The organism is Saccharomonospora glauca K62 (assembly GCF_000243395.2).
Classification (GTDB): Bacteria; Actinomycetota; Actinomycetes; order Mycobacteriales; family Pseudonocardiaceae; genus Saccharomonospora; species Saccharomonospora glauca.
Map to the genome: position 1 here is coordinate 3,666,643 of NZ_CM001484.1, position 21,151 is coordinate 3,687,793.

The 21,151-nt window shown below is 68.2% G+C and carries 19 protein-coding genes; 6 read left to right on the forward strand and 13 right to left on the reverse strand.

Annotation, left to right across the window (positions count from 1 at the left end; all coding sequences use genetic code 11):
* Positions 1 to 23: 23 nt before the first annotated feature.
* Positions 24 to 1,019, reverse strand: coding sequence for an NAD(P)/FAD-dependent oxidoreductase (locus tag SACGLDRAFT_RS17080; protein WP_005466146.1), 996 nt, complete (start codon positions 1,017 to 1,019; stop codon positions 24 to 26).
* Between the two features lie 104 nt (positions 1,020 to 1,123).
* Between SACGLDRAFT_RS17080 and SACGLDRAFT_RS17085 the strand changes: the two genes are divergently transcribed.
* On the forward strand, positions 1,124 to 2,521 hold the full coding sequence (locus SACGLDRAFT_RS17085) for a class II fumarate hydratase (protein WP_005466147.1): 1,398 nt from the start codon (positions 1,124 to 1,126) through the stop codon (positions 2,519 to 2,521).
* Between the two features lie 38 nt (positions 2,522 to 2,559).
* The gene (locus tag SACGLDRAFT_RS17090; RefSeq protein ID WP_232283990.1) at positions 2,560 to 3,063 is read left to right on the forward strand and encodes a potassium channel family protein; all 504 of its coding nucleotides are present in this window, start codon (positions 2,560 to 2,562) and stop codon (positions 3,061 to 3,063) included.
* 12 nt (positions 3,064 to 3,075) lie between these two features.
* Here SACGLDRAFT_RS17090 and SACGLDRAFT_RS17095 read toward each other — a convergent pair whose 3' ends face one another.
* Together SACGLDRAFT_RS17095 and SACGLDRAFT_RS17100 are read right to left on the reverse strand one after the other, a co-directional pair.
* Positions 3,076 to 3,642 carry a helix-turn-helix domain-containing protein gene (locus SACGLDRAFT_RS17095; protein ID WP_005466149.1) on the reverse strand — a complete coding sequence of 189 codons (567 nt, stop codon included), beginning with the start codon at positions 3,640 to 3,642 and terminating at the stop codon, positions 3,076 to 3,078.
* A gap of 60 nt (positions 3,643 to 3,702) precedes the next feature.
* The gene (locus tag SACGLDRAFT_RS17100; RefSeq protein ID WP_005466150.1) at positions 3,703 to 4,278 is read right to left on the reverse strand and encodes a TetR/AcrR family transcriptional regulator; all 576 of its coding nucleotides are present in this window, start codon (positions 4,276 to 4,278) and stop codon (positions 3,703 to 3,705) included.
* Between the two features lie 125 nt (positions 4,279 to 4,403).
* On the opposite strand from SACGLDRAFT_RS17100, the gene SACGLDRAFT_RS17105 reads away from it, so the two are divergent.
* Positions 4,404 to 5,933, forward strand: a complete 1,530-nt coding sequence (locus tag SACGLDRAFT_RS17105) for an ATP-dependent DNA ligase (protein WP_005466151.1) — start codon at positions 4,404 to 4,406, stop codon at positions 5,931 to 5,933.
* Positions 5,934 to 5,967: 34 nt separating this feature from the next.
* Complete coding sequence (gene guaB1 / locus SACGLDRAFT_RS17110) at positions 5,968 to 7,407, forward strand: GMP reductase (RefSeq protein WP_005466153.1); 1,440 nt, start codon at positions 5,968 to 5,970, stop codon at positions 7,405 to 7,407.
* A 226-nt stretch (positions 7,408 to 7,633) separates the two neighbouring features.
* Here guaB1 and SACGLDRAFT_RS17115 read toward each other — a convergent pair whose 3' ends face one another.
* Both SACGLDRAFT_RS17115 and SACGLDRAFT_RS17120 read right to left on the reverse strand, forming a co-directional pair.
* Entirely contained in the window at positions 7,634 to 9,034 is a 1,401-nt protein-coding gene (locus tag SACGLDRAFT_RS17115; protein ID WP_005466154.1) for a PhoH family protein, read from the reverse strand.
* Positions 9,035 to 9,406: 372 nt separating this feature from the next.
* A complete protein-coding gene (locus SACGLDRAFT_RS17120) occupies positions 9,407 to 10,186 on the reverse strand; it encodes an isoprenyl transferase (RefSeq protein WP_005466155.1) in 780 nt (259 codons plus the stop codon).
* 96 nt (positions 10,187 to 10,282) lie between these two features.
* Here SACGLDRAFT_RS17120 and trhA point away from each other — a divergent pair, with 96 nt between their 5' ends.
* Positions 10,283 to 10,972: a PAQR family membrane homeostasis protein TrhA gene (trhA, locus tag SACGLDRAFT_RS17125; RefSeq protein WP_005466157.1), complete on the forward strand. Its 690-nt coding sequence runs from the start codon at positions 10,283 to 10,285 to the stop codon at positions 10,970 to 10,972.
* An 82-nt stretch (positions 10,973 to 11,054) separates the two neighbouring features.
* Here the strand turns inward: trhA and SACGLDRAFT_RS17130 are convergent, their stop codons facing one another.
* From SACGLDRAFT_RS17130 to SACGLDRAFT_RS17165, 8 genes are all read right to left on the reverse strand, one after another.
* Positions 11,055 to 11,789, reverse strand: a complete 735-nt coding sequence (locus SACGLDRAFT_RS17130; protein ID WP_005466158.1) for an ESX secretion-associated protein EspG — start codon at positions 11,787 to 11,789, stop codon at positions 11,055 to 11,057.
* Between the two features lie 2 nt (positions 11,790 to 11,791).
* Positions 11,792 to 13,204 carry a hypothetical protein gene (locus SACGLDRAFT_RS17135; protein WP_005466159.1) on the reverse strand — a complete coding sequence of 471 codons (1,413 nt, stop codon included), beginning with the start codon at positions 13,202 to 13,204 and terminating at the stop codon, positions 11,792 to 11,794.
* A gap of 2 nt (positions 13,205 to 13,206) precedes the next feature.
* The gene (locus tag SACGLDRAFT_RS17140) at positions 13,207 to 13,860 is read right to left on the reverse strand and encodes a DUF3558 domain-containing protein (protein WP_005466161.1); all 654 of its coding nucleotides are present in this window, start codon (positions 13,858 to 13,860) and stop codon (positions 13,207 to 13,209) included.
* Positions 13,861 to 14,142: 282 nt separating this feature from the next.
* Entirely contained in the window at positions 14,143 to 14,790 is a 648-nt protein-coding gene (locus SACGLDRAFT_RS17145) for a DUF3558 domain-containing protein (RefSeq protein ID WP_005466162.1), read from the reverse strand.
* Positions 14,790 to 15,287, reverse strand: coding sequence for a hypothetical protein (locus SACGLDRAFT_RS17150; RefSeq protein ID WP_005466163.1), 498 nt, complete (start codon positions 15,285 to 15,287; stop codon positions 14,790 to 14,792). The genes SACGLDRAFT_RS17145 and SACGLDRAFT_RS17150 overlap by 1 nt, the downstream gene beginning before the upstream one ends.
* 259 nt (positions 15,288 to 15,546) lie before the next feature.
* Complete coding sequence (betT, locus tag SACGLDRAFT_RS17155) at positions 15,547 to 17,151, reverse strand: choline BCCT transporter BetT (RefSeq protein WP_005466164.1); 1,605 nt, start codon at positions 17,149 to 17,151, stop codon at positions 15,547 to 15,549.
* 6 nt (positions 17,152 to 17,157) lie between these two features.
* A complete protein-coding gene (gene betA, locus SACGLDRAFT_RS17160; protein ID WP_005466166.1) occupies positions 17,158 to 18,822 on the reverse strand; it encodes a choline dehydrogenase in 1,665 nt (554 codons plus the stop codon).
* Positions 18,823 to 18,826: 4 nt separating this feature from the next.
* On the reverse strand, positions 18,827 to 20,314 hold the full coding sequence (locus SACGLDRAFT_RS17165; RefSeq protein WP_005466168.1) for an aldehyde dehydrogenase family protein: 1,488 nt from the start codon (positions 20,312 to 20,314) through the stop codon (positions 18,827 to 18,829).
* A gap of 173 nt (positions 20,315 to 20,487) precedes the next feature.
* Between SACGLDRAFT_RS17165 and SACGLDRAFT_RS17170 the strand changes: the two genes are divergently transcribed.
* Positions 20,488 to 21,057 carry a TetR/AcrR family transcriptional regulator gene (locus SACGLDRAFT_RS17170; RefSeq protein WP_005466169.1) on the forward strand — a complete coding sequence of 190 codons (570 nt, stop codon included), beginning with the start codon at positions 20,488 to 20,490 and terminating at the stop codon, positions 21,055 to 21,057.
* The last annotated feature ends 94 nt before the right edge of the window (positions 21,058 to 21,151 follow it).

Sequence of the window (21,151 nt, forward strand, 5' to 3'; positions counted from 1 at the left end):
CGCCACAGCGGCTCCGACGCGGCTCAGGCGTCGCTGGAGTGCCCCGGAAAGAGCTTGGCACTCGGGTCCAGCGCCACGGCGATGTTGTTGACCGCCGTGGCGGCCTCCCCGAACCCGGTGGCGATGAGCTTCACCTTGCCGGGGTACGACGCCACGTCGCCGGCCGCGTAGACGCGTTCGCGGGCCGTGGCCATCGTGGTGTCCACCTTGATGGCCCGCCGCTCGATCCCCAGCCCCCAGCTCTCGATGGGGCCGAGGTCAGCGGTGAAGCCGAGGGCCGCGACGACGGTCTGCGCGGGCAGGCTCATGCGGGTACCGTCCCGGAGTTCGACGTCGACCTCGGCCAACTCGCCGGCGGCGTCGCCTCGCAACGCGGTGACCTCGGCGTCGGTGATCACCCGCACTCCCTCGGCGTACGCCTGCCGCACGATGGAGTCGGCGGCGCGGAAGCGCGCCCTCCGGTGCACGAGCGTGACGCTCGCCGCGACGGGGCGTAAGGCCAGTACCCAGTCGAACGCGGAGTCCCCGCCACCGACCACCACGACGTCCTGGCCCGCATGCGCGTCGAGCGCGGGGACGAAGTGCACCAGGCCGCGTCCCAACCACCCCTCGCCCGCGGGCAACGGGCGAGGGGTGAACTCACCAATGCCCGCGGTCACCAGCACGGCGCCGGCTCTGATCGAGGCTCCGTCCTCCAGGGTGACCCGAAGGTCACCCGTGCCGTCCTCGACGGTGTGCAACTCCTGCGCCCGACGGCCGAGCAGGTAGGTCGGGTTCCACTGGCTCGCCTGCTCGACGAGTCCCTTCACGAGGTCACGACCGCGCACGGCGGGGAACCCCGCCACGTCGTAGATCATCTTCTCCGGGTACATCGCGGTCACCTGTCCCCCGGCCTCGGGAAGGGAGTCGACGATCGCCGTGGACAGACCTCGGAAACCCGCGTAGTACGCGGCGTACAGGCCGGTGGGCCCCGCACCCACCACGAGTAGGTCGACCGACAGTGGCTCGGGCGCGCTCATGGCACACCGCCTTCCTCAACCCGCCAGCCTTTCGCGATGGCAGTGGCGATCCTAGTGCTTCACGCCACGCGGCGGTGGTCGTAAAGCTGCGCCAGACTGGCGACATGGCTGAACAGGAGTACCGGATCGAGCGCGACACCATGGGCGAGGTCGCCGTGCCTGCCGACGCGCTGTACCGCGCGCAGACGCAACGTGCCGTCGAGAACTTCCCGATCTCGGGGCGGGGTCTGGAGCGTTCCCAGATTCGAGCACTGGGGCTGCTCAAGGCCGCCGCGGCACGCGTCAACGCGCGACTGGGGGTGTTGGACGGCGAGACCGCCGCCGCCATCGCAGCCGCGGCCGACGAGGTCGCCGAGGGCAAGCACGACGAGCACTTCCCCATCGACGTGTTCCAGACGGGTTCCGGAACCTCCTCCAACATGAACGCCAACGAGGTCATCGCGACGCTGGCGTCACGCGCGCTGGGCCGGGACGTGCACCCGAACGACCACGTCAACGCCTCCCAGTCCTCGAACGACACGTTCCCCACCACCCTCCGGGTCGCGGCCACCGAGGCCGTGCTCACCGACGTGGTGCCCGCGCTGGACCACTTGGCCACCGTGATCGAGCAGCGGGCCGCCGAGTGGCGGGACGTGGTGAAGTCCGGCCGCACCCATCTGATGGACGCCGTGCCGATCACCTTCGGCCAGGAGGCGGGTGCCTGGGCGGCGCAGGTGCGGTTCGGTATCGAGCGACTGCGCAGCGGGCTGCCGAGGCTCGCCGAGCTGCCGATCGGCGGTACGGCGGTGGGCTCGGGGCTGAACGCGCCTCCGGGGTTCGGTTCCGCGGTGGCCGAGGAACTCGCCAAGGTCACGGGGCTTCCGCTCACCGAAGCGCGGGACCACTTCGAGGCGCAGGCCTCCCAGGACGGGGTGGTCGAGACCTCGGGGCACCTCCGCACGATCGCCGTGTCCCTGAACAAGATCGCCAACGACCTGCGCTGGCTCGGGTCGGGGCCCCGGACGGGTCTGGCCGAGGTGGCGTTGCCGGACCTCCAGCCGGGGTCCTCGATCATGCCGGGCAAGGTGAACCCGGTGATCTGCGAGGCCACGTTGCAGGTGGTGGCGCAGGTGATCGGCAACGACGCGGCCGTGGCGTTCGCGGGCTCGCAGGGGAACTTCCAGCTCAACGTCAACCTGCCCGTGATCGCTCGCAACGTGTTGGAGTCGGCACGACTGCTCGCGGCGGTGTCGCGGCTGCTCGCCGACAAGGTGATCGCGGGGATGACGGTGAATGTGGAGACCGCCCGCGCCTACGCGGAAGGGTCCCCGTCGATCGTCACGCCGCTCAACGCCTATCTCGGCTACGAGGAATCCGCCTCGATCGCCAAGCAGGCGCTGGCGGAGCGTCGGTCGATCCGCGAGGTCGTGATCGAGCGGGGCCACGTGGCGAACGGCAAGCTCACCGAGCAGCAGCTCGACGAGGCGCTCGACGTGCTCAGGATGGCTCGCGGTAACAGGTGATCGTGTCCGACTCGCGAGGCGGCGAGGATGGCCCGCGCGTGGGAGGTCGCGCGGTGGCCGCCTCGCTGTCGCGAGCGGCGCTGTCGGCCGCCGTCCTGGTGGTCGGATACTTCCTCATCCCGCTGGAGGGCGCCCACCCGGCGACGTGGGTGTGGTTCGTGCTCGCGCTCGCGGGGTGGGCCGTGGTGATCACTCGGCAGGTCCTCGCGGTCTCCCGCTCCGCCACCCCACGACTGCGCGCGATCGAGGCCCTCGGGTTGGCGGTGCCGTTGCTGCTGGTGGTCTTCGCCCCGACGTACACCGCGCTGGGACGGGTCGATCCCACCGCGTTCACCGAACCGGTCGACAAGGCCGACGCGCTCTACTACACCGTCTCCGTCTTCGCCACCGTCGGCTTCGGCGACATCGCGCCGGTCAGTCACACCGCCAGGGTGGTGACGACGCTGCAGATGGTGCTGGGACTCATCGCCGTGGGGTTGATCGCCCGAGTGCTCGTGGGAGCCGTCTCCGTCGCCGACCGGCGTCGGGACCGGAAACGCTGACGGCGCCCGCCCTCAACTCCGCCTGGAGCGGGCGCGCACGTGCATGCGCTCGCCCTGGGGACCGAAGAGGCTCAGGATCTCCACGGGCTGCGTGCCCGGGTTGCCGAACCAGTGCGGAAGCCGGGTGTCGAACTCGGCCGCCTCACCGGTCTTGAGCACGATGTCGTGTTCGGCGAGCACCAGCCGCAGGCGGCCGTTGAGCACGTACAGCCACTCGTAGCCCTCGTGGGTCTTCGGCTCGGGCTCCTCCTCACGCGGCTCGATGACGATCTTGAAAGCCTGCAGTCCGCCGGGGTTGCGCGTGAGTGGCACGATCGTCCGGCCGTCCTGCCGCACCGGCCGCATTCGTACGCGCGGATCGTCCACCGGTGGCGCACCGACAAGGTCGTCGAGCGACACGCGGTGGGCTCGCGCGATCGGTAACAGCAGTTCGAGGCTGGGCCTGCGTTGCCCCGACTCCAGCCGGGACAACGTGCTGACGGAGATTCCGGTGCTCTTCGAAAGAGCGGACAACGTGCAGTTGCGTTCCCTGCGCAGCCGGCGCAGCCGCGGCCCGACCGCCCCGAGGACGTCCTCCATGAGAATATTGCAGAATCAGCAAAGCGGTTTGTCAAGACTTAAAAACGGCCGGGCCGCGCGTCAACTCACCCCGATGAGCTGCCGGGCCACGTCCTTGGCATTGCCCACCGCTCCCGGCACGATGCCGAGCGAGGCGGTGACCGCGGCACCCTCCAGCAACGTCAGCAACGAGGTCGCGAGTTTGCGCGGGTTGCGCACCCCCGCGTTCCGCGCGAGTTCCCGCAGGTAGTCGAACATCCACTGCTTGTGCTCACGGATCACCTCACGGGCCGGGTGGGTGGCGTCGGGCAGCTCGGCCTGCGCGTTGACGAACGCACACCCCCTCGGGTTCTCCGTCGCCATCCATTCCTCCAAGGCGTCGAAGAACAGCAGCAATCGCCGCGCGGGTGTGATCCGACCCCGACGTTCGACCACCGCTCGGACGTGCTCCCGGTAACGCTCGTCCATACGCCTGAGGTACTGGGCGACGAGCGCGTCCTTGGAGCCGAACCGGTCGTAGAGGGTCTTCTTCGTGACGTCGGCCTCACTCGCGATCGACTCGACACCGACGGCGTGAATGCCGTTGTCGTAGAACAATCGGCTCGCCACTTCGAGCACCCGTTCGGCGGCCGGGGTCAACGCGAGATCATCGGTCATACACCGGGAGTATACCGACCGGTTTAGTGATCCCGGACCCTATACCGGCTGGTATACGGGAAAGAACCGTGAGCTCCGGTTTCGTCGCCATGCGCGTCGTCGGCTCTCGGCGCGATGATGGGCCCATGCGGCTCCACGACGTCGTCACCGCCTCCGCCGGCCTCACGGCGCGGCGTTCCCGCAAGGCCAAGGTCGACGTCCTCGCCGAACTGTTGACCGGCGCGCCCGCCGACGAGCTCGCCGCCGCCGTGGCCTTCCTGACGGGTACGCCGACGCAGGGCCGCATCGGTGTCGGCTGGCGGACGCTGTCCCAACTGCGAGCGGCCCCGGCCGAGTCACCCCGGCTGACCGTCGGCGAGGTCGACTCGGCACTCGGCGAGTTGGCGGCCACGACCGGGAGCGGGTCGGCCCGTCGCCGCTCGGAGCTGCTGCGTTCGTTGTTGTCGCGAGCCACCGCCGAGGAACGGGACTTCCTCTTCCGGCTGCTCACCGGCGAGCTGCGCCAGGGCGCGCTCGAAGGCGTCATGGTCGAGGCCGTCGCGGCCGCCGCGGACGTGCCAGCCGACGCCGTACGGCGCGCATTCATGCTGTCCGGCCGACTTCCCGCCGCCGCCCACGCGGCCATGTCGGGCGGCACGGCCGCCCTGGAGGCCTTTCGCATCGAGGTCGGCAGACCACTCCGTCCGATGCTCGCCTCACCGGCGGAATCACTCGCCGCCGCCACCGCCGAACTCGGCGCCGTGGCCGTCGAGTACAAACTCGACGGGGCCCGCATCCAGGTCCACCGCCGCGACGACGACGTCCGCGTCTACACCCGGACGTTGCGCGAGATCACCGCGTACGTCACCGAGCTGACCGACCTCGTCCGCGGGCTGCCGTGCCGGTCCGTGGTGCTGGACGGCGAGACGCTGGCGCTCACCGACGACGGCAGGCCGCGCCCGTTCCAGGAGACCATGTCGCGCTTCGGCAGTACCCGTGCAGAACAGGTGCGCGCGCTGCTGCTACGGCCGTACTTCTTCGACTGCCTGCACCTCGACGGCACCGACCTGCTCGACGCTCCCCTCCGGGAACGCCGGGAGGCGCTGCGAGGCGTCGCGGGGGACCACGTCGTCCCCGGCGAGCAGGAACCCGGTGACCCCGCCGCGATCCTCGCGGCATCCCTGGAGGCGGGCCACGAGGGCGTGATGGTCAAAGACCTCGACTCGCCCTACGCCGCCGGCCGCCGCGGCAGGGCGTGGCTGAAGGTGAAACCGGTGCACACCCTCGATCTCGTCGTCCTGGGCGCCGAGTGGGGGCACGGTCGTCGACGCGGCTACCTGTCCAACCTCCACCTCGGCGCGCGAGACCCGGACGGAGGACCACCGATCATGGTGGGCAAGACCTTCAAGGGACTCACCGACGAGTTGCTGGCCTGGCAGACCGCCGAACTGCCCCGGCACGAGAGCCGTCGCGACGACTGGACGGTGTACGTGCGCCCGGCCCTCGTCGTCGAGATCGAACTGGACGGCGTGCAGATCAGCACCCGCTACCCCGGTGGGGTGGCGCTCCGGTTCGCCAGGGTGCTGCGGTACCGGCCGGACAAGGAAGTGGCCGACGCCGACACCATCGACGCCGTTCGCGCCCTCCTGCCGGGGAATGACTCCGGCGAGGCCTGACATCGCGCTCCCACAACCTCTACGCTGGACTCTCGTGCGGTTCCTCGAAGGCCATCGGCCCACTCACGACCTGACCTACGACGACGTCTACCTGATGCCCAACCGCTCGGCGGTGGAGTCCAGGTTCGACGTCGACCTCTCCACCGTCGACGGCACGGGGACCACCATCCCGATCGTCGTCGCCAACATGACCGCAGTCGCCGGCCGCCGCATGGCCGAGACCGTCGCCCGCCGGGGCGGTCTGGTGGTGCTTCCCCAGGACGTCGACCCCGGCGCGGTCGCCGACATCACGGCCTGGGTGAAGAGCCGTCACACCGTGTGGGACACGCCGCTGGTCCTGCGGGCCGAGGACGCGGTCGCCGACGCGCTGAACCTCGTGGGCAAACGCGCCCACGGCGCCGTGGCCGTCGTCGACGACGAGAACCGTCCCGTCGGCATCGTCACCGAGAGCGCGTGCTCGGGAGTCGACCGCTTCGCCCGCCTGTCGGAGGTTCTGGAGGAATCGGTGCTCACGGTGCCGCTCGACACGCCTCCCCGCGAGGTGTACGAGCGGCTGCACGAACGCGGCGAGAACCTGGCGCTCGGGGTCGACGCCGACGGCCGCCTGGTGGGGGTCCTGACCCAGGTGGGGGCGCTGCGGGCCGGCATCTACACCCCCGCTCTCGACACCGACGGCCGGTTGCGTATCGGCGCGGCCATCGGCGTCAACGGCGACGTCGCCGCCAAGGCCGAAGCCGTGTTGAGCGCCGGCGTCGACGTGCTCGTGGTCGACACGGCCCACGGCCACCAGGAGAAGATGCTGGCCGCGCTCAAGGCCGTGCGCTCGGTCTCCCCGTCGGTGCCCGTGGTGGCGGGCAACGTCGTCACGGCGGAAGGCACGCGCGACCTCATCGAGGCCGGAGCGGACGTCGTCAAGGTGGGCGTCGGCCCCGGAGCCATGTGCACCACGCGCATGATGACCGGCGTGGGCAGGCCGCAGTTGTCCGCCGTCATCGACTGCGCGGCCGCCGCCCGCGAGATGGGCAAGCACGTGTGGGCCGACGGCGGCGTGCGGCACCCGCGCGACGTGGCGCTCGCGCTGGCCGCGGGTGCCTCGGCGGCCATGGTGGGCTCGTGGTTCGCGGGCACGTACGAATCGCCCGGCGACCTGCGTTACGACGAGCACGGCAGGCCCTACAAGGAGTCGTTCGGCATGGCCTCCAAGCGCGCCGTGACCGCCCGCACCCGCTCCGACAACGCCTACGAACGCGCGCGCAAGTCGCTGTTCGAGGAAGGCATCTCCTCGTCGCGCATGGCCCTGGACCCCCAGCGTCCCGGCGTCGAGGACCTGCTCGACTCCATCACCGCGGGGGTGCGCTCCGCCTGCACGTACGCCGGCGCGGCGAACCTGGAGCAGTTCCACCAGCGCGCGGTCCTGGGCGTGCAGTCGGCCGCCGGCTTCGCCGAAGGCCGCCCCCTCCCCGCGGGCTGGTAACCCCCTCCCCGGCGTGTCCGCAGTTTGCGTACTCGTGTCCGCAGGTCTCGTACGGGTGTTCGCAGTTCTCGTACACGGCTTCGGAGCACGCGGGGCGGACACCCGTGCACAACCTGCGGACACGCGTCCCTAACCTGCGGACACACGTCCCTAACCTGCGGACACGAGTGCACAGCCTGCGGACACGGGCGTCTCGGCACCGTGTCCGCAGGGTGCGGCATCCGGCTCAGCCGTGGTTCTCCAGCATCTCCGTGACGAGCGCGGCGATCGGCGAGCGCTCGGAGCGGGTCAACGTCACGTGGGCGAACAGCGGATGCCCCTTCAACTTCTCGATCACCGCGGACACGCCGTCGTGCCTGCCCACCCGCAGGTTGTCCCGCTGCGCCACGTCGTGGGTGAGCACCACCCGCGACGCCGTGCCCAGCCGTGACAACACGGTGAGCAGCACGTTGCGCTCCAACGACTGCGCCTCGTCCACGATCACGAAGGCGTCATGCAGCGACCGACCCCGGATGTGCGTCAGCGGGAGCACCTCCAGCATCCCGCGGTCGAACACCTCGTCGATCACCGCCTGACTCACCAGGGCGCCGAGCGTGTCGAACACCGCCTGCGCCCACGGCTGCATCTTCTCGCTCTCGGTTCCGGGTAGATATCCCAGGTCCTGCCCACCTACCGCATACAGCGGACGGAACACGACCACCTTGCGGTGCATCCCGCGTTCCAACACGGCCTCCAGCCCCGCGCACAGCGCGAGAGCCGACTTCCCCGTGCCCGCCCGACCGCCGAGCGACACGATCCCGACCTCCGGGTCCATCAGCAGGTCGAGCGCGATGCGCTGTTCCGCCGACCGACCGTGCAGACCGAACACCTCGCGGTCCCCGCGCACCAACCGCACCCGCTTGTTCGGCGTCACCCGCCCCAGCGCGCTCCTGGTGCCGGCCAACAGCCGCAGACCGGTGTTGCAGGGCAGCTCCGCGGCCTCGGAACTGCCGAAATCGGCCGGGTCCACCTCACCGGAGGCGAACAACTCGTCGATCGCCTCGACCGGGACGTCGAGATCGGCCATCCCCGTCCACCCCGAGGGCACCACTTCCTCGGCGCGGTACTCGTCCGCGGCCAGCCCCACGGCGCCGGCCTTGACCCGCAACGGGACGTCCTTGGTCACCAGGGTCACGGACTCCCGTTCGGTGGCGAGGTTCAACGCGCAGGCGAGGATGCGATGGTCGTTGGAATCGGTACGGAAGCCGGGCGGGAGCACCGTCGGGTCGGAGTGGTTCAACTCGACGTGCACCGTTCCCTCGTGGTCGCCGATCGGCACGGGAGTGTCGAGGCGACCGTGTATGCGCCGCAGGTCGTCCAACAGCCGCAGGGACTCCCTGGCGAACCACCCGAGCTCGGGGTGGTGCCGCTTCCCCTCCAACTCACTGACCACGACGAGAGGCAACACCACGTGGTGCTCGGCGAATCTGGTGATGGCCCACGGGTCCGACAACAACACCGACGTGTCGAGTACGTAGGTGCGGGGCGTTCGGTCGCCGGTTTCGCCGGAATCAGTGCCTGCGTCGGCGCTCGGGGCGCTGACGGTCGAGCGGCTGGAGTCGTTTCGGGGCACACGCTGCGCAGTCACGACGGCATCTCCCTCAGGGGCGTCGGCACCACGCCCCGCACTCGCTGGGGCCGGGCACTGCCCTGGCTGGTCGCCGGCTCCGACACGCTTCACGCGTGGTCAGGGCATGCGACCACGAAGGGCCGGTGCCGGCCCCCTCGTGCGCTTCGGAAGCAACTCCGCGATCCGCAGGACCGCCATTCGCTCCACCACTGTCACGACCAGGGCCTCCCGCGGCGACTCACCTGGGTCCGTGCGCCGCCACTTCGGAAGCTACCTGCGACGCCCGTTTCACGCAGGCAGCCAGCTAGGTGAATCGGGGGTGCACCAATTCACGTTTGGTGAGCGACCTGGGACACAGTCGAGTGATGTCGGCGTGACTTTACCGTGACTTCACGCGCCGTACCGGCGATGGCGAACCGCGTAGTCACGCAGCGCTCGCAGGAAGTCCACGCGCCGGAAGGCGGGCCAGTACGCCTCGGTGAACCAGAACTCCGAATGCGCCGACTGCCACAGCAGGAATCCCGACAGCCGCTGTTCCCCGGAGGTTCGGATGATCAGGTCGGGATCGGGCTGCCCCGACGTGTACAGGTGCTCCGAGATGTGGTCGACGTCCAGGATCTTGGCGAGTTCGTGGATGGTCTTGCCCTCGTCGGCGTACTGCCGCAACAACTTGCGCACGGCGTCGGCGATCTCCTGCCGCCCGCCGTATCCGACGGCGACGTTGACGATCATCCCGGTGCGACCGTCGGTGCGCTGCGCCGCGGCGGTGAGTCGAGCCGCCACGTCGGTGGGCAGCATGTCCAGGGCGCCCACGATCGACAACCGCCACGGGTTGCCCGGTTTGGCGAGTTCGTCCACGACGTCCGGAATGATTTCCAGGAGCGCCGCGACCTCCTCACTGGACCGGTTGCGCACGTTGTCCGTCGACAACAGCCACAACGTGACCACCTCGACGTCGGCCTCCCGGCACCAGCCCAGGAAGTCGGCGATCTTGCGCGCGCCCACCCGGTGACCACCGTTGACGTCGGTGAAGCCCGCCTCACGCGCCCAGCGGCGGTTGCCGTCGAGGATGATGCCGATGTGGCGCGGGTGTCGTCCCGCGGCCTGCTGCTTGAGCCGCCACGAATAGACCGTGTAGACCACGTGGGAGAGGAACGACCGAAGACTCACATCACGGCAGCGTACGCCTGGCGGCAAAGTGAGCTTCGACTACTCCCCGACTGGGGACTGTGCGAGATAACCTACGGTTCCGTAGCCTGCTTCTCTGTGAGCGTAGCGACGCACAAACAGAACGAAGCAACACCGTCCGACGTCGTCGACACCCGTCCGCGGCTTCGTGGGCACATCCACTTCTGGAGTTTCTTCGGCGCGGTCGCGGCGGGTGCCACGCTGATCGCCCTGGCCGCGTCGACCGTGTCGGGGCTCGCCGCCCTGGCGACGTCGATCTACGGGGTCACGGTGCTCGGCGTGTTCGGGGTCAGCGCCTTGTACCACCGGCGGATCTGGAGCCCCAAGGCGTACGCGTGGATGAAACGCGCCGACCACTCGATGATCTTCCTGTTCATCGCGGGCACCTACACGCCGTTCACACTGTTGGCGATGTCCCAGCCGACCGGGTACGTCGTGCTCGGCGTGGTGTGGGGTGGCGCGGTCGCGGGTGTCGCGTTGAAGATGTTGTGGCCGACGGCGCCGCGTTGGCTCGGCGTGCCCATCTACATCGCGCTGGGCTGGGTCGCGATCTTCGTGCTGCCGGAGCTGGCGCACAACGCGGGCGTGGCGGCGCTGGTGTTGCTGCTCGTCGGCGGGGCCCTCTACACGGTGGGGTCGGTTTTCTACGCCACCCGTTGGCCGAACTACTGGCCCAAGACCTTCGGGTACCACGAGTTCTTCCACGCGTGCACGGTGGCGGCGGCCATCACGCACTACATCGCGATCTGGCTGGCCATGTACGCCTGACACACCTCGTCCACGGGCGGGCCGGGATCATCCCGTCTCGACCCCGTTCACCGACTCGTCCTCGTCGGGCCGATCGTCCGGTTCACCAGGCCGCCGTGAGGATCCTGGCCAGATTGGCCGGGGTTCCCGGAAGACAGTGCAGGTTCCGGGACTCGTCGGCGAACACCACGATCCTGCCCCGGTCACGGAGATCGATCACGGAGAACGGCCCGCTGCGCCGATACCGGCCGTCCGAGGTGCCACCGACGTAGACCTGGTGCACCGCCTCGCGTGGGGCTTTCAGTCGCTCCTCGAGCTCTTTTTCCGGACTCAGTCGCGTGGCGAACATGTCGTGGTGCTCGTCGCGGGTGTCGAAGGCGTCCCTGGTGGTGTGCAGCTCCGACACCGGGGCGGGTGGCACCTGGGGCAGTTCGCCGACGAACTCCTCGACCAGGCGACGTTCGTCGATCGACACGATCGCCACCGACTCGTCTTGCACCTGCATAGCCGCCGCCTCGCCACCGGCGGCGGCCACGAGGAACTTCCGGTCGCGGCCGGGGTCGTCGGTGTAGCCACTCCAGCAGTACAGCTCCCGACCCGGCGAGGCGAAGATCCGCAGGATGACGCGGAGCTCGCGGGTGAGCATGTCCCCGTGGGCCAGGCCGAGCTCAGCCAACCGCTGGAAGCATTGATTCGTGAACTCACCCCGCTCGCTTTGCGGGATGTACACGTCGAACGCTCCCAGCAGTGGGTGTGGGTCGCCGAGGCCCTCCAATTCCCACAGGTGCAGCAACACCACTCGCGGCAGCGCGATGGGACTGGTCAACACGGTCGTCATGCCTACCCGCCGATGGTCGGAGGTGTGATGACGTGGCCCGTGTTCGGGTCACGGAGCACTTGGCCGTCTTCGGTGAGCTGGAACGCCTCGTCGGTGGCCTGGACGTACTGGCGCTGGTGTTCTTGGTCGTCACCGCCCTGCCCGCCGCGCCCGGCGCCGCCCATGGCCCCCATGGGCATCGCACCCCGTCCGGCTGCCGCGCTCGATGCACCACCGGCCGGGCCACCGGCGGCCACGGGTCCACCGCCACCGCTCGGTCCGAAGGGGACCGCACCCGTTCCCCTGCCCATACCCGCACCGGGAGCCGCTCCACCGGCCCCACCTCCCGTGGCACCACCGGCGCCGCCTCCCGCGGCACCACCGGCGCCGCCGGGCCCGATCCCGCCGGGAACACCGCCGAGGCCGGGCCCGGGGAGGCGTCCCCTCAAGCCGCCCACTGTGGACGAACCACCACCGGCCGGGCCGAAACCCCCCGTCGTGCCGACGGGGCCGAATCCCGGCGTGTTGGACGTGCCGCCACCACCACTTCCCGGACCGAATCCGGTGGTGGGGTTGAGGTTCGGCGGGGAATAGCCGGGCGTGGGGCGGTTCACGTCCGGAGGCACGTATCCCGACAAGGACGTGCTGCCGTTCGGCTGCGACGACGCCACCGGGGTGGGTGACTGGAGACTCGGTGCCGAACCGCTCGGGACGGCGCCGCCGGAGATCGGTGAGGGGGTCGGCGCCCCACCGGAGACCGGGGCACCGGCGGACACCGATGGGCCGGGTTCGTGGAACGTCTTGACGCCCGTTCCGGAGCTTTCCGCCTGCCGGGATTCGCTTCGTTCGATCGTGCCGAGTTCACGGTCGCCCGTGTCGAACGAATCGAACCGGCCGAAGTCCTGCACCACGCCCTGTTGTGCGGATCGCATGGCCTGTTCGTAGCCGTCGTAGATCTGTCGGGCCCGCTGGACGTCGGCCTTGTACTGGTTGACCTGCTTCTCGTTGTCGGTGTCCCACGGGGTCAGGACGTCGATGAAGTCCCGCTCCGGCGGGGTCTCGGGGATCGGGGGAAGCTGCTGTTTGACGTTATCGAACGTGTATGCGCTGTCGGTGTATCGCCGGGCGTTGGCGGCGTACACGGCGGCGGCCATCTCCGTCGCCTTGGCTCCCGCGCGGATCTTCTCCGCGGCGGCGTCGGCACCCTCGCCCGTCCACGAGCTCTCCAGGACCTGCAACATCTTCATGCTGCGCTCGCTCGCGTCCTGGTGCGCCTCGACCACGCTGTTGGCCTTGGTGGCGGCCTCGTGCCATTTCGACGAATCGCCCTCGTGGATCCGACGCACCAACTCGTGCAGCGGAACCATTCCCCTGCTGGCCATGATGGCGTTCAGGTTCTTTTGGAGAGTCTTCCCGACCCCGTCGAACAGCCCCATCGTCACTCCCCCGCCCGGTCCTTCAGGTTCCCCACAACGGTCGCAGCGATCCTCTCGGCAGGCCCACACGAATCCACCCCGGCGTTCTTTTTCTCCATGCTCAGAGCCACGCCCGTGGATATCGCATACTCATCGGCCAACCCCACCACCACAGTGCAAATAGGGTCGTCTTCACTGTCCTTGTAAGCCACTGCAGGGAAACCTTCAATCGGTCCCACCTCACGAAAGATGGAGCTTTGTGGCTTGGCATAGGCATACGACGCACTCAAGCCTTGCCGGGTGGCAGTATGAAAACTAACTTGAAAACCACCGAGGGTTTCCTGATTCCCCCAGTCACAGCCCGGCCCGAGCCCATCCAAGTCAGCTCGTTTACCCGCTGCCGCTCCTTCGCCCAGTATTTCCTCAACCTGCTGCGGCGTGAGGACCTCACACGGATCACTGGGCAACGCCGACTCCGGCAACGGATCCGCCACAGCCGGCGCACCACTGTGCGGCAGCCCGGAACCACTCCCCTGAGCACTTGTAGATGTCGGACCTACCGATTCGGACACCGACGACTCAGACGTCGGCGCCGCATCCCCGTCCACACCCTCCGAACACCCAGCGACAGCCAACACCGCCAGACCGACACCCACCACCGCGCTCACGCGCCCCATCAGACATAACCTCCGCCGGAACCACTCCCGCCCGGCCCGTTCAGCAGAGCCATGACACACCGGTGTCCACGAGCCCGAGGAAAGTGCCACTCAGCACCGACCTGCCGAATCCCGGCCCAACGCTTGCGCACTGACCTTCGCCACGGCTCCTGCGCCAGGTCCTCAGTCGGCAGAGCGGTGTCGCGGAGCGCACCTACGGCCATCGCCTGCCCCCTCAGCCCAGTGATAGGGACTTCCGCTTCCCGATCCAAACCTTCCGGACCCCGTCGAACGATTCCATCGTCACTCCCCCGCCCGGTCCTTCAGATTCCCCACAACGGTCGCAGCGATCCTCTCGGCAGGCCCACACGAATCCACCCCGGCTTCTTCTTTTTCAAAACTCAGCGTCACCGTGGCCGATATCGCGTAGTCATCAGCCAACCCCACCACCACAGTGCAATAAGGGTCGTCTTCACTGTCCTTATAAGCCACCGCGGGAAAACGATCGACCGGCCCCACCTCACGGAAGATCGCACTCCGTGGCTTGGCATTGGCATACGCCGCACTCAAGCCCTGCCGGGCAACAGTGTCGAAACCGATTTTGAACCCACCGAGGGTGTCCTGGTTCCCCCAGTCACAGCCCGGCCCAAGCTCATCCAAGTCTTTCCGCTTACCCTCCGACGCTCCTTCGCCCAGTATTTCCTCAACCTGCTGCGGCGTGAGCACTTCACACGGATCACTGGGCAGTGCCGACTCCGGCAACGGATCCGCCACAGCCGGCGCACCACTATGCGGCAACTCCGACCCACCCGCCTGAGCACTCGACGAAGGACTCGCCGACACGGACACCGACGACTCAGACGTCGGCGCCGCATCCCCGTCCACACCCTCCGAACACCCAGCAACGGCCAACACCAGACCGACACCCACCACCGCACTCACGCGCCCCATCAGACATAACCTCCGCCGGAATCGTTCTCCCCACCGGCGATGGTGATATCACGTCCGGCCTGCTCGTCCGACTCCTGATACACACCCAACGCCTTGCCCAACGCCCGCGCGAGTCCCCGGTAGAAATCAGCCTCAGCCTGGACGTGCTGAGCACCCGCTTCGAACGCCTGACTCCCGACATCGTTGAAGCTCATACTTGCCGGGTCCTCGGCAGGCGGGTCAGTTTTGCGCAACTGCAGCGCATCACGTACCTGTTCCTGCAGCTCATAAGCAAGCGCTACGGCTTCCCGGTACAGGCCTTCGGCGGTGTCGACGTCGAGTTCGAAGCCTCCGCCCTTACCGGGGGCTGAGGCTCTGCCGTCGACGATGAAGTTGGTGTTGTTCCACAGGGCCGCCATGCTGACGCCGACCCCGTCACCGCCCGGCATCATCGACAGGCCCAACCGGACGGCCTCACCGACCGACAGGTCGCCAGTCCCCCCACCGGCTTCCGACACCGTTCGCTCTCCTCGTCCCGCGTACGAACATCCCGCAGGGCCATAGAGTAACGAACCTTTTACCCTCACGAGTCGGATTCACCGAACTCCCAGGTCAAGCCACTCACCGGGCACAGACCACGAACGAACAACGCGGGTGCGGCACCGGGTCTGGGAACCCGTGCCGCACCCGCGGGCGAGACAACTTTCGAATATCAGGACGCCATGGCCGGTGTGGAACCGGGCGGCGAGAACCGGCGCCCGGTTCCACACTCGGACCTCACCGTTTCGCGGCGACCCTTTCGGACTCGGCGTCGGACTTGCCCTCGGACCCACCCGCCGGCAGGAACTGGTCGGTGCCCTGTCCTTCCTGGCGTAGCGCCTTGTACAAGCCCCACATCACCAGCACCATCACCACCGAGAACGGCAGCCCCATGATGATGGTGGCGTTCTGAAGCGTCCCGACCCCGCCGACGATGAGCATCGCCAAGGTCAGCACACCGATGACGGCGGACCAGAACACCCGGACCCCCGACGTGGCCTCGGCGGTGGACGTCGACAGTTTCGACGTCAGGTTTCCCAACACCAGAGCGCCCGAGTCGGCGGAGGTGACATAAAGCAGCAACCCGACCACCGTGGCCAGGCCCGCGCTGAACGTCACGCCCGGGTACTGCGCCAACAGCGTGTAGAAGCCCTGTTCCGGTGTGTTCGCCGCGACCTGTCCGAACTCCTCGTTCCCCTCTCGCACCAGGCGCAGCGCGCTGTTGCCGAACACCGACAGGAACGTGGCCGTGAACATGAACGGGATGATCAGCGTCGCCGCCACGAACTCCCGGATCGTGCGTCCCCGCGAGATGCGCGCGAGGAACAGGCCGACGAACGGTGCCCATGCGATCCACCAGGCCCAGAAGAACAGCGTCCAGGAGTTGAGCCACTCGGTGGGCCGGTCGTACGCGAAGGTGTTCAGCGTCATGTCGCCGAAGTTGGCGATGTAGTCGCCGATGTTGAGCACCAACGCGTCCAGCAGGTACACTGGGTTGTCGGCGAACAGGACGAACAGCATCAACGCCGCCGCGAGGATCACGTTGAGCTGCGACAGCCGCCGGATCCCCCTGTCGACACCGGACACGGCGGACATCGTGGCCATCAGCACCGCCAGCACGATGAGCCCGATCTGCGCCGCCGTGCCCTGCGGGATGCCGAACATGAAGTTCAACCCGAAGTTCAGCTGCACCACGCCGATACCCAACGAGGTCGCGACGCCGAACACCGTGCCCAGGGCGGCGGCGATGTCCACCGCGTGGCCGGGACGGCCGTGGATGCGCTTACCGATGATCGGGTACAGCGCCGCTCGGACGGCCAACGGCAGGCCGCGCCGGAACGCGAAGTACCCGAGCGTCATTCCCATGAGCGCATACATGGCCCAGCCGGTGATACCGTAGTGGAACAGCGCCCACACCACGGCGTCCCGGGTGGCTTCGAGCGACTCCGGTTCCACCTGCGGGGGCTGCAGATACTGCGTCACCGGCTCGGAGACCGAGAAGAACATGAGGTCGATGCCGATGCCCGCGGCGAACAGCATCGCACCCCAGGTGAAGAGGTTGTAGTCCGGTTTGGACTCCACTGGCCCGAGGGTGATCTTGCCGTACTTGGACACGGCCACGATCACCACGAACACGAGTATCACCGTGGCGAGCAGGATGTAGTACCAGCCGAGTCCTTCCGAAACCCAGTTGACGAGGACACCGATGGTTTCCGCGGCGTTCTCCGGAGCGATGATCCCCCACAGGGCGATCACGAGGATGATCGACGACGCTCCGACGAACGTGACGCGATTGATCTTAGGACTGTCCTTCGCGAGCTTATGTTCGCCGCTATCGGACACTCAAATTCACCTTTCCTTGGAAGTGCGTTCATACCGGTAGTAGGGAACGTCAGCCGGCGGCAGAGGCGTGTTGCCCAGAATGAGGTCGGATGCCTTCTCCGCGAGCATCATCACGGGCGCGTAGATGTTGCCGTTGGTGAGATACGGCATGGCCGAGGCGTCGACCACGCGCAGGTTCTCCGTGCCGTGCACACGCATGCTCTTCGGGTCGACGACGGACATCTCGTCGATGCCCATGCGCGCCGAGCACGAGGGGTGGTAAGCGGTTTCGGCGTCGCGGGCGACCCAGTCGAGGATCTCCTCGTCGGTCTGCACCGTGGGTCCGGGCGAGATCTCGCCGCCGTTGAACTCGTCGAGCGCGGGCTGCTTCAGGATCTCGCGAGCGACGTGGATGGCCTCGACCCACTCCTTGCGGTCGTTCTCCGTGGACAGGTAGTTGAACCGCAGCGCCGGCTTGGCCTTGGGGTCGACCGACTTGATCTTGACACTGCCCCGGACGTCCGAGTACATCGGTCCGATGTGGACTTGGTAGCCGTGCGGGACCTCGACCTGCGTGCCGTCGTAACGCACCGCGACCGGCAGGAAGTGGAACATCAGGTTCGGGTAGTCGACCACGTCGTTACCGCGCACGAACCCACCGGCCTCGAAGTGGTTGGTCGCCGCGGGGCCGGTGCGGGTCAGCAGCCACTGCAGACCGATCTTCGGACGGTTGCGCAGCTTGAGCGCGGGGTTGAAGGTCACCGGCTGCTTGCAGGCGTGCTGCACGTAGACCTCGAGGTGGTCCTGGAGGTTCTCACCGACACCGGGCAGATCCTGCACGATCGGGATGCCGAGCGGCTGCAGGTGACGCGGGTCGCCCACGCCGGAGAGCTGGAGCAGCTGCGGCGTGTTGATCGCCCCACCGCAGAGGATGACCTCACCACCGTAGATGTTCTCCGACTTGCGACGGCCGAATCGAGTGACCGATACGCCGATGGCCTTCTTGCCGTTGAACAGCACTTGGTTGACGTGCGTCAGGCACTGCACCGTGAGGTTGGGCCGGTGCTTGACCGGGTGCAGGTACGCCCGCGAGGCCGACCAGCGCCGACCGTTCTTGATGTTGCGGTCGAACGCCGCGAAACCTTCCTGCTGGTAACCGTTGACATCGCTGGTGAGCGGGTAACCGGCCTGCTTCGCGGCCTCCAGGAACGCGCCGAACAGCGGGTTCTTCATGGGACCGCGTTCCAGCCACAGCGGACCGTTGTCGCCCCGCCACTGGTCACCACCGGCACGGCAGTTCTCCATGCGCTTGAAGTACGGCAGGCAGTGGGCGTAGTCCCAGGTCTCCATGCCCGGGTCGGAGGCCCAGCGCTCCAGGTCCATCGGGTTACCGCGCTGGAAGATCATGCCGTTGATGGAGCTCGACCCACCGAGCACCTTGCCACGGCCGTGGTACACCCGGCGGCCGTTCATGTACGGCTCGGGTTCGGACTCGTAGCGCCAGTCGTACAGCGGGTTGCCGATGACCATGGTCAGCGCCGCGGGCATGTGGATGAGGATGTCCCAGATCCAGTCCGAGCGACCGGCCTCCAGCACGAGAACGCTGGTGGACGGGTCCTCGCTCAGCCGATTGGCGAGCACGCATCCGGCGGACCCACCGCCCACGATGATGTAGTCGTACCTTCTTGCCACTTCTTCATCCCTCCTTGGGACCGCCGGAGAACCAGCGCATCGGTTTCGGGTTGATGTTGTGGTAGATGTGCTTGGCCTCGCGGTACTCGTCGAGGCCGGTCGGTCCGAGCTCGCGTCCGATGCCCGACTTGCCGAACCCGCCCCACTCGGCCTGCGGCAGGTACGGGTGGTAGTCGTTGATCCACACCGTGCCGTGACGGAGCGCGCCCGCCACCCGCTGTGCGACGGAGGCGTCGTTCGTCCACACGGCACCGGCGAGGCCGTAGTCGGTGTCGTTGGCGATGCGGATCGCCTCGGCCTCGTCGCGGAAGCGCTCCACCGTGACGACGGGCCCGAACACCTCCTCCCGCACCGCGGTCATGTCGCGCGTGCAGTCGGCGAACACGGTGGGACGCAGGAAGAACCCGTTCGCCAGCTCCGGTTCGGACGGACGTCTGCCGCCCGCCACGAGCCGAGCACCCTCGGCGATCGTGCGCTCGATGTAACGTTCCACCTTGGCTCGATGCTCGGCCGAAACCAACGGCCCGCACTCGGTGCCTTCGTCGAGACCGTTGCCGAGCCGGATGGCGTCGGCCCTCCGCCCCAGTTCGGCGACGAACTCGTCGTGGATCTCGTCCTGCACGATCAGCCGGGCCCCGGCGGAACACACCTGACCGGAGTGGACGAACGCGGCCGCGAGCGCGTAGTCGACGGCCGTGTCGAAGTCGGCGTCCGCGAAGACGACGTTCGGGTTCTTCCCGCCGAGTTCCAACGCGACGCGCTTCACGCCCTCGGCCGCCATCGCCATGATCTTCTTTCCGGTGGCCAGACCACCCGTGAACGAGACCAGGTCGACGGCGGGGTGCCGCACCATCGCCGCTCCCACGTTCGCCCCGTCGCCGAGTACGAGGTTGACCACGCCACGGGGCAGGCCCGCCTCCTCCAGCAGCCGGACCAACGTGATCGTGGTGAGTGGTGTCAACTCGCTGGGCTTGAGCACCATGGTGTTGCCCGCCGCGAGCGCGGGCGCGACCTTCCAGGAGATCTGCAGCAGCGGGTAGTTCCACGGCGCGATGAGCGCGCACACCCCGACGGGCTCGTAGACGATCCGGCTGACCACTCCGGGATCTCCGGTGTCGACCACCCGGCCGGCCTCGGCGTCGGCGAGGTTCGCGTAGTAACGGAAGACGTTGGTGACGTCGTCGACGTCGATGCCTCCCTCGGCCAGCGTCTTGCCCGTGTCGATGCTCTCCTCACGCGCGATCTCCTCCCGATCGCGCTGCAGCAGATCCGCCACCCGACGCAGCAGTTCTCCGCGTTGCCGGGCGGGGGTCGCGGGCCACGGACCGTCGTCGAAGGCGCGCCGGGCCGCGGCCACGGCGGCGTCCACGTCCTCCGGACCGGCTTCGGACACGGTCGTCACGGTGCTGCCGTCGTAGGGGTTGAGCACGGCACGACCGTCGGTCGACGCCATCGCCTCGACCCAGGCTCCGTCGATGTAGAGGTCTCTCATGAGGCGGGTATCCCACTCCCTCGTATCCGCGACGTGGTGCACACCACACAATTTGTGTACGCTGGTACATGTTATATGTACGTGCGTACACAGTGAAGGGATAGGGCCGTCACACCCCGTCCGACGTGGTGTGATGTCATTTGCCGGGATCGGCTTGGGAGGGGAGCCAGCGCATGACGGCGCAGCAACCGGCGACACGCAGACGCACCCGTGGTCCGAACGACCCGGACCGTCGCAATCGCATTGCTCGTGCGGCCATCACGGTCATCGCCCAGCGTGGCATCAACGCGCTCACCCATCGCGCCGTCGCGGCGGAGGCGGGGGTTCCCCTCGGGTCCACCACCTATCACTTCGCCACGCTCGAAGACCTGATCGCGAGCGCCCTTGACGAAGCGGCACGACGCAACGTGGCCGCGCTTCGGGAATGGGACGCCGCACTACCCGCCGACGCGGACCTCGCCTCGGCCCTGGCGGAACTGGTGCTCGACTCCGTGACCAGGAAACGCGCCGACACGATCGCCGAGTACAACCTCTACGCGCTCGCGCTCCAGCGACCGCACCTGCGAAACGCCGCCGTCGCCTGGGACAACGCGCTCGCCGAGTTGTTCATCGCCCGCACCGACCCGTTGACCGGGCGGATGGTGGCCACACTCACCTGCGGGCTCATGATGCAGGCGGTACTCGGAGAGGCTCCGCCGCGGCGCGAGGACATCGAGGCGCTGTACCGGCGCGCGCTGGGCTGAACACGGCCGGAGCGCCGCCGCGCGGACACGCGTACGTGAACTGCGAACACGCGTGCGCAGGCTGCGGACACGCGTGCACAGCCTGCGGACACGC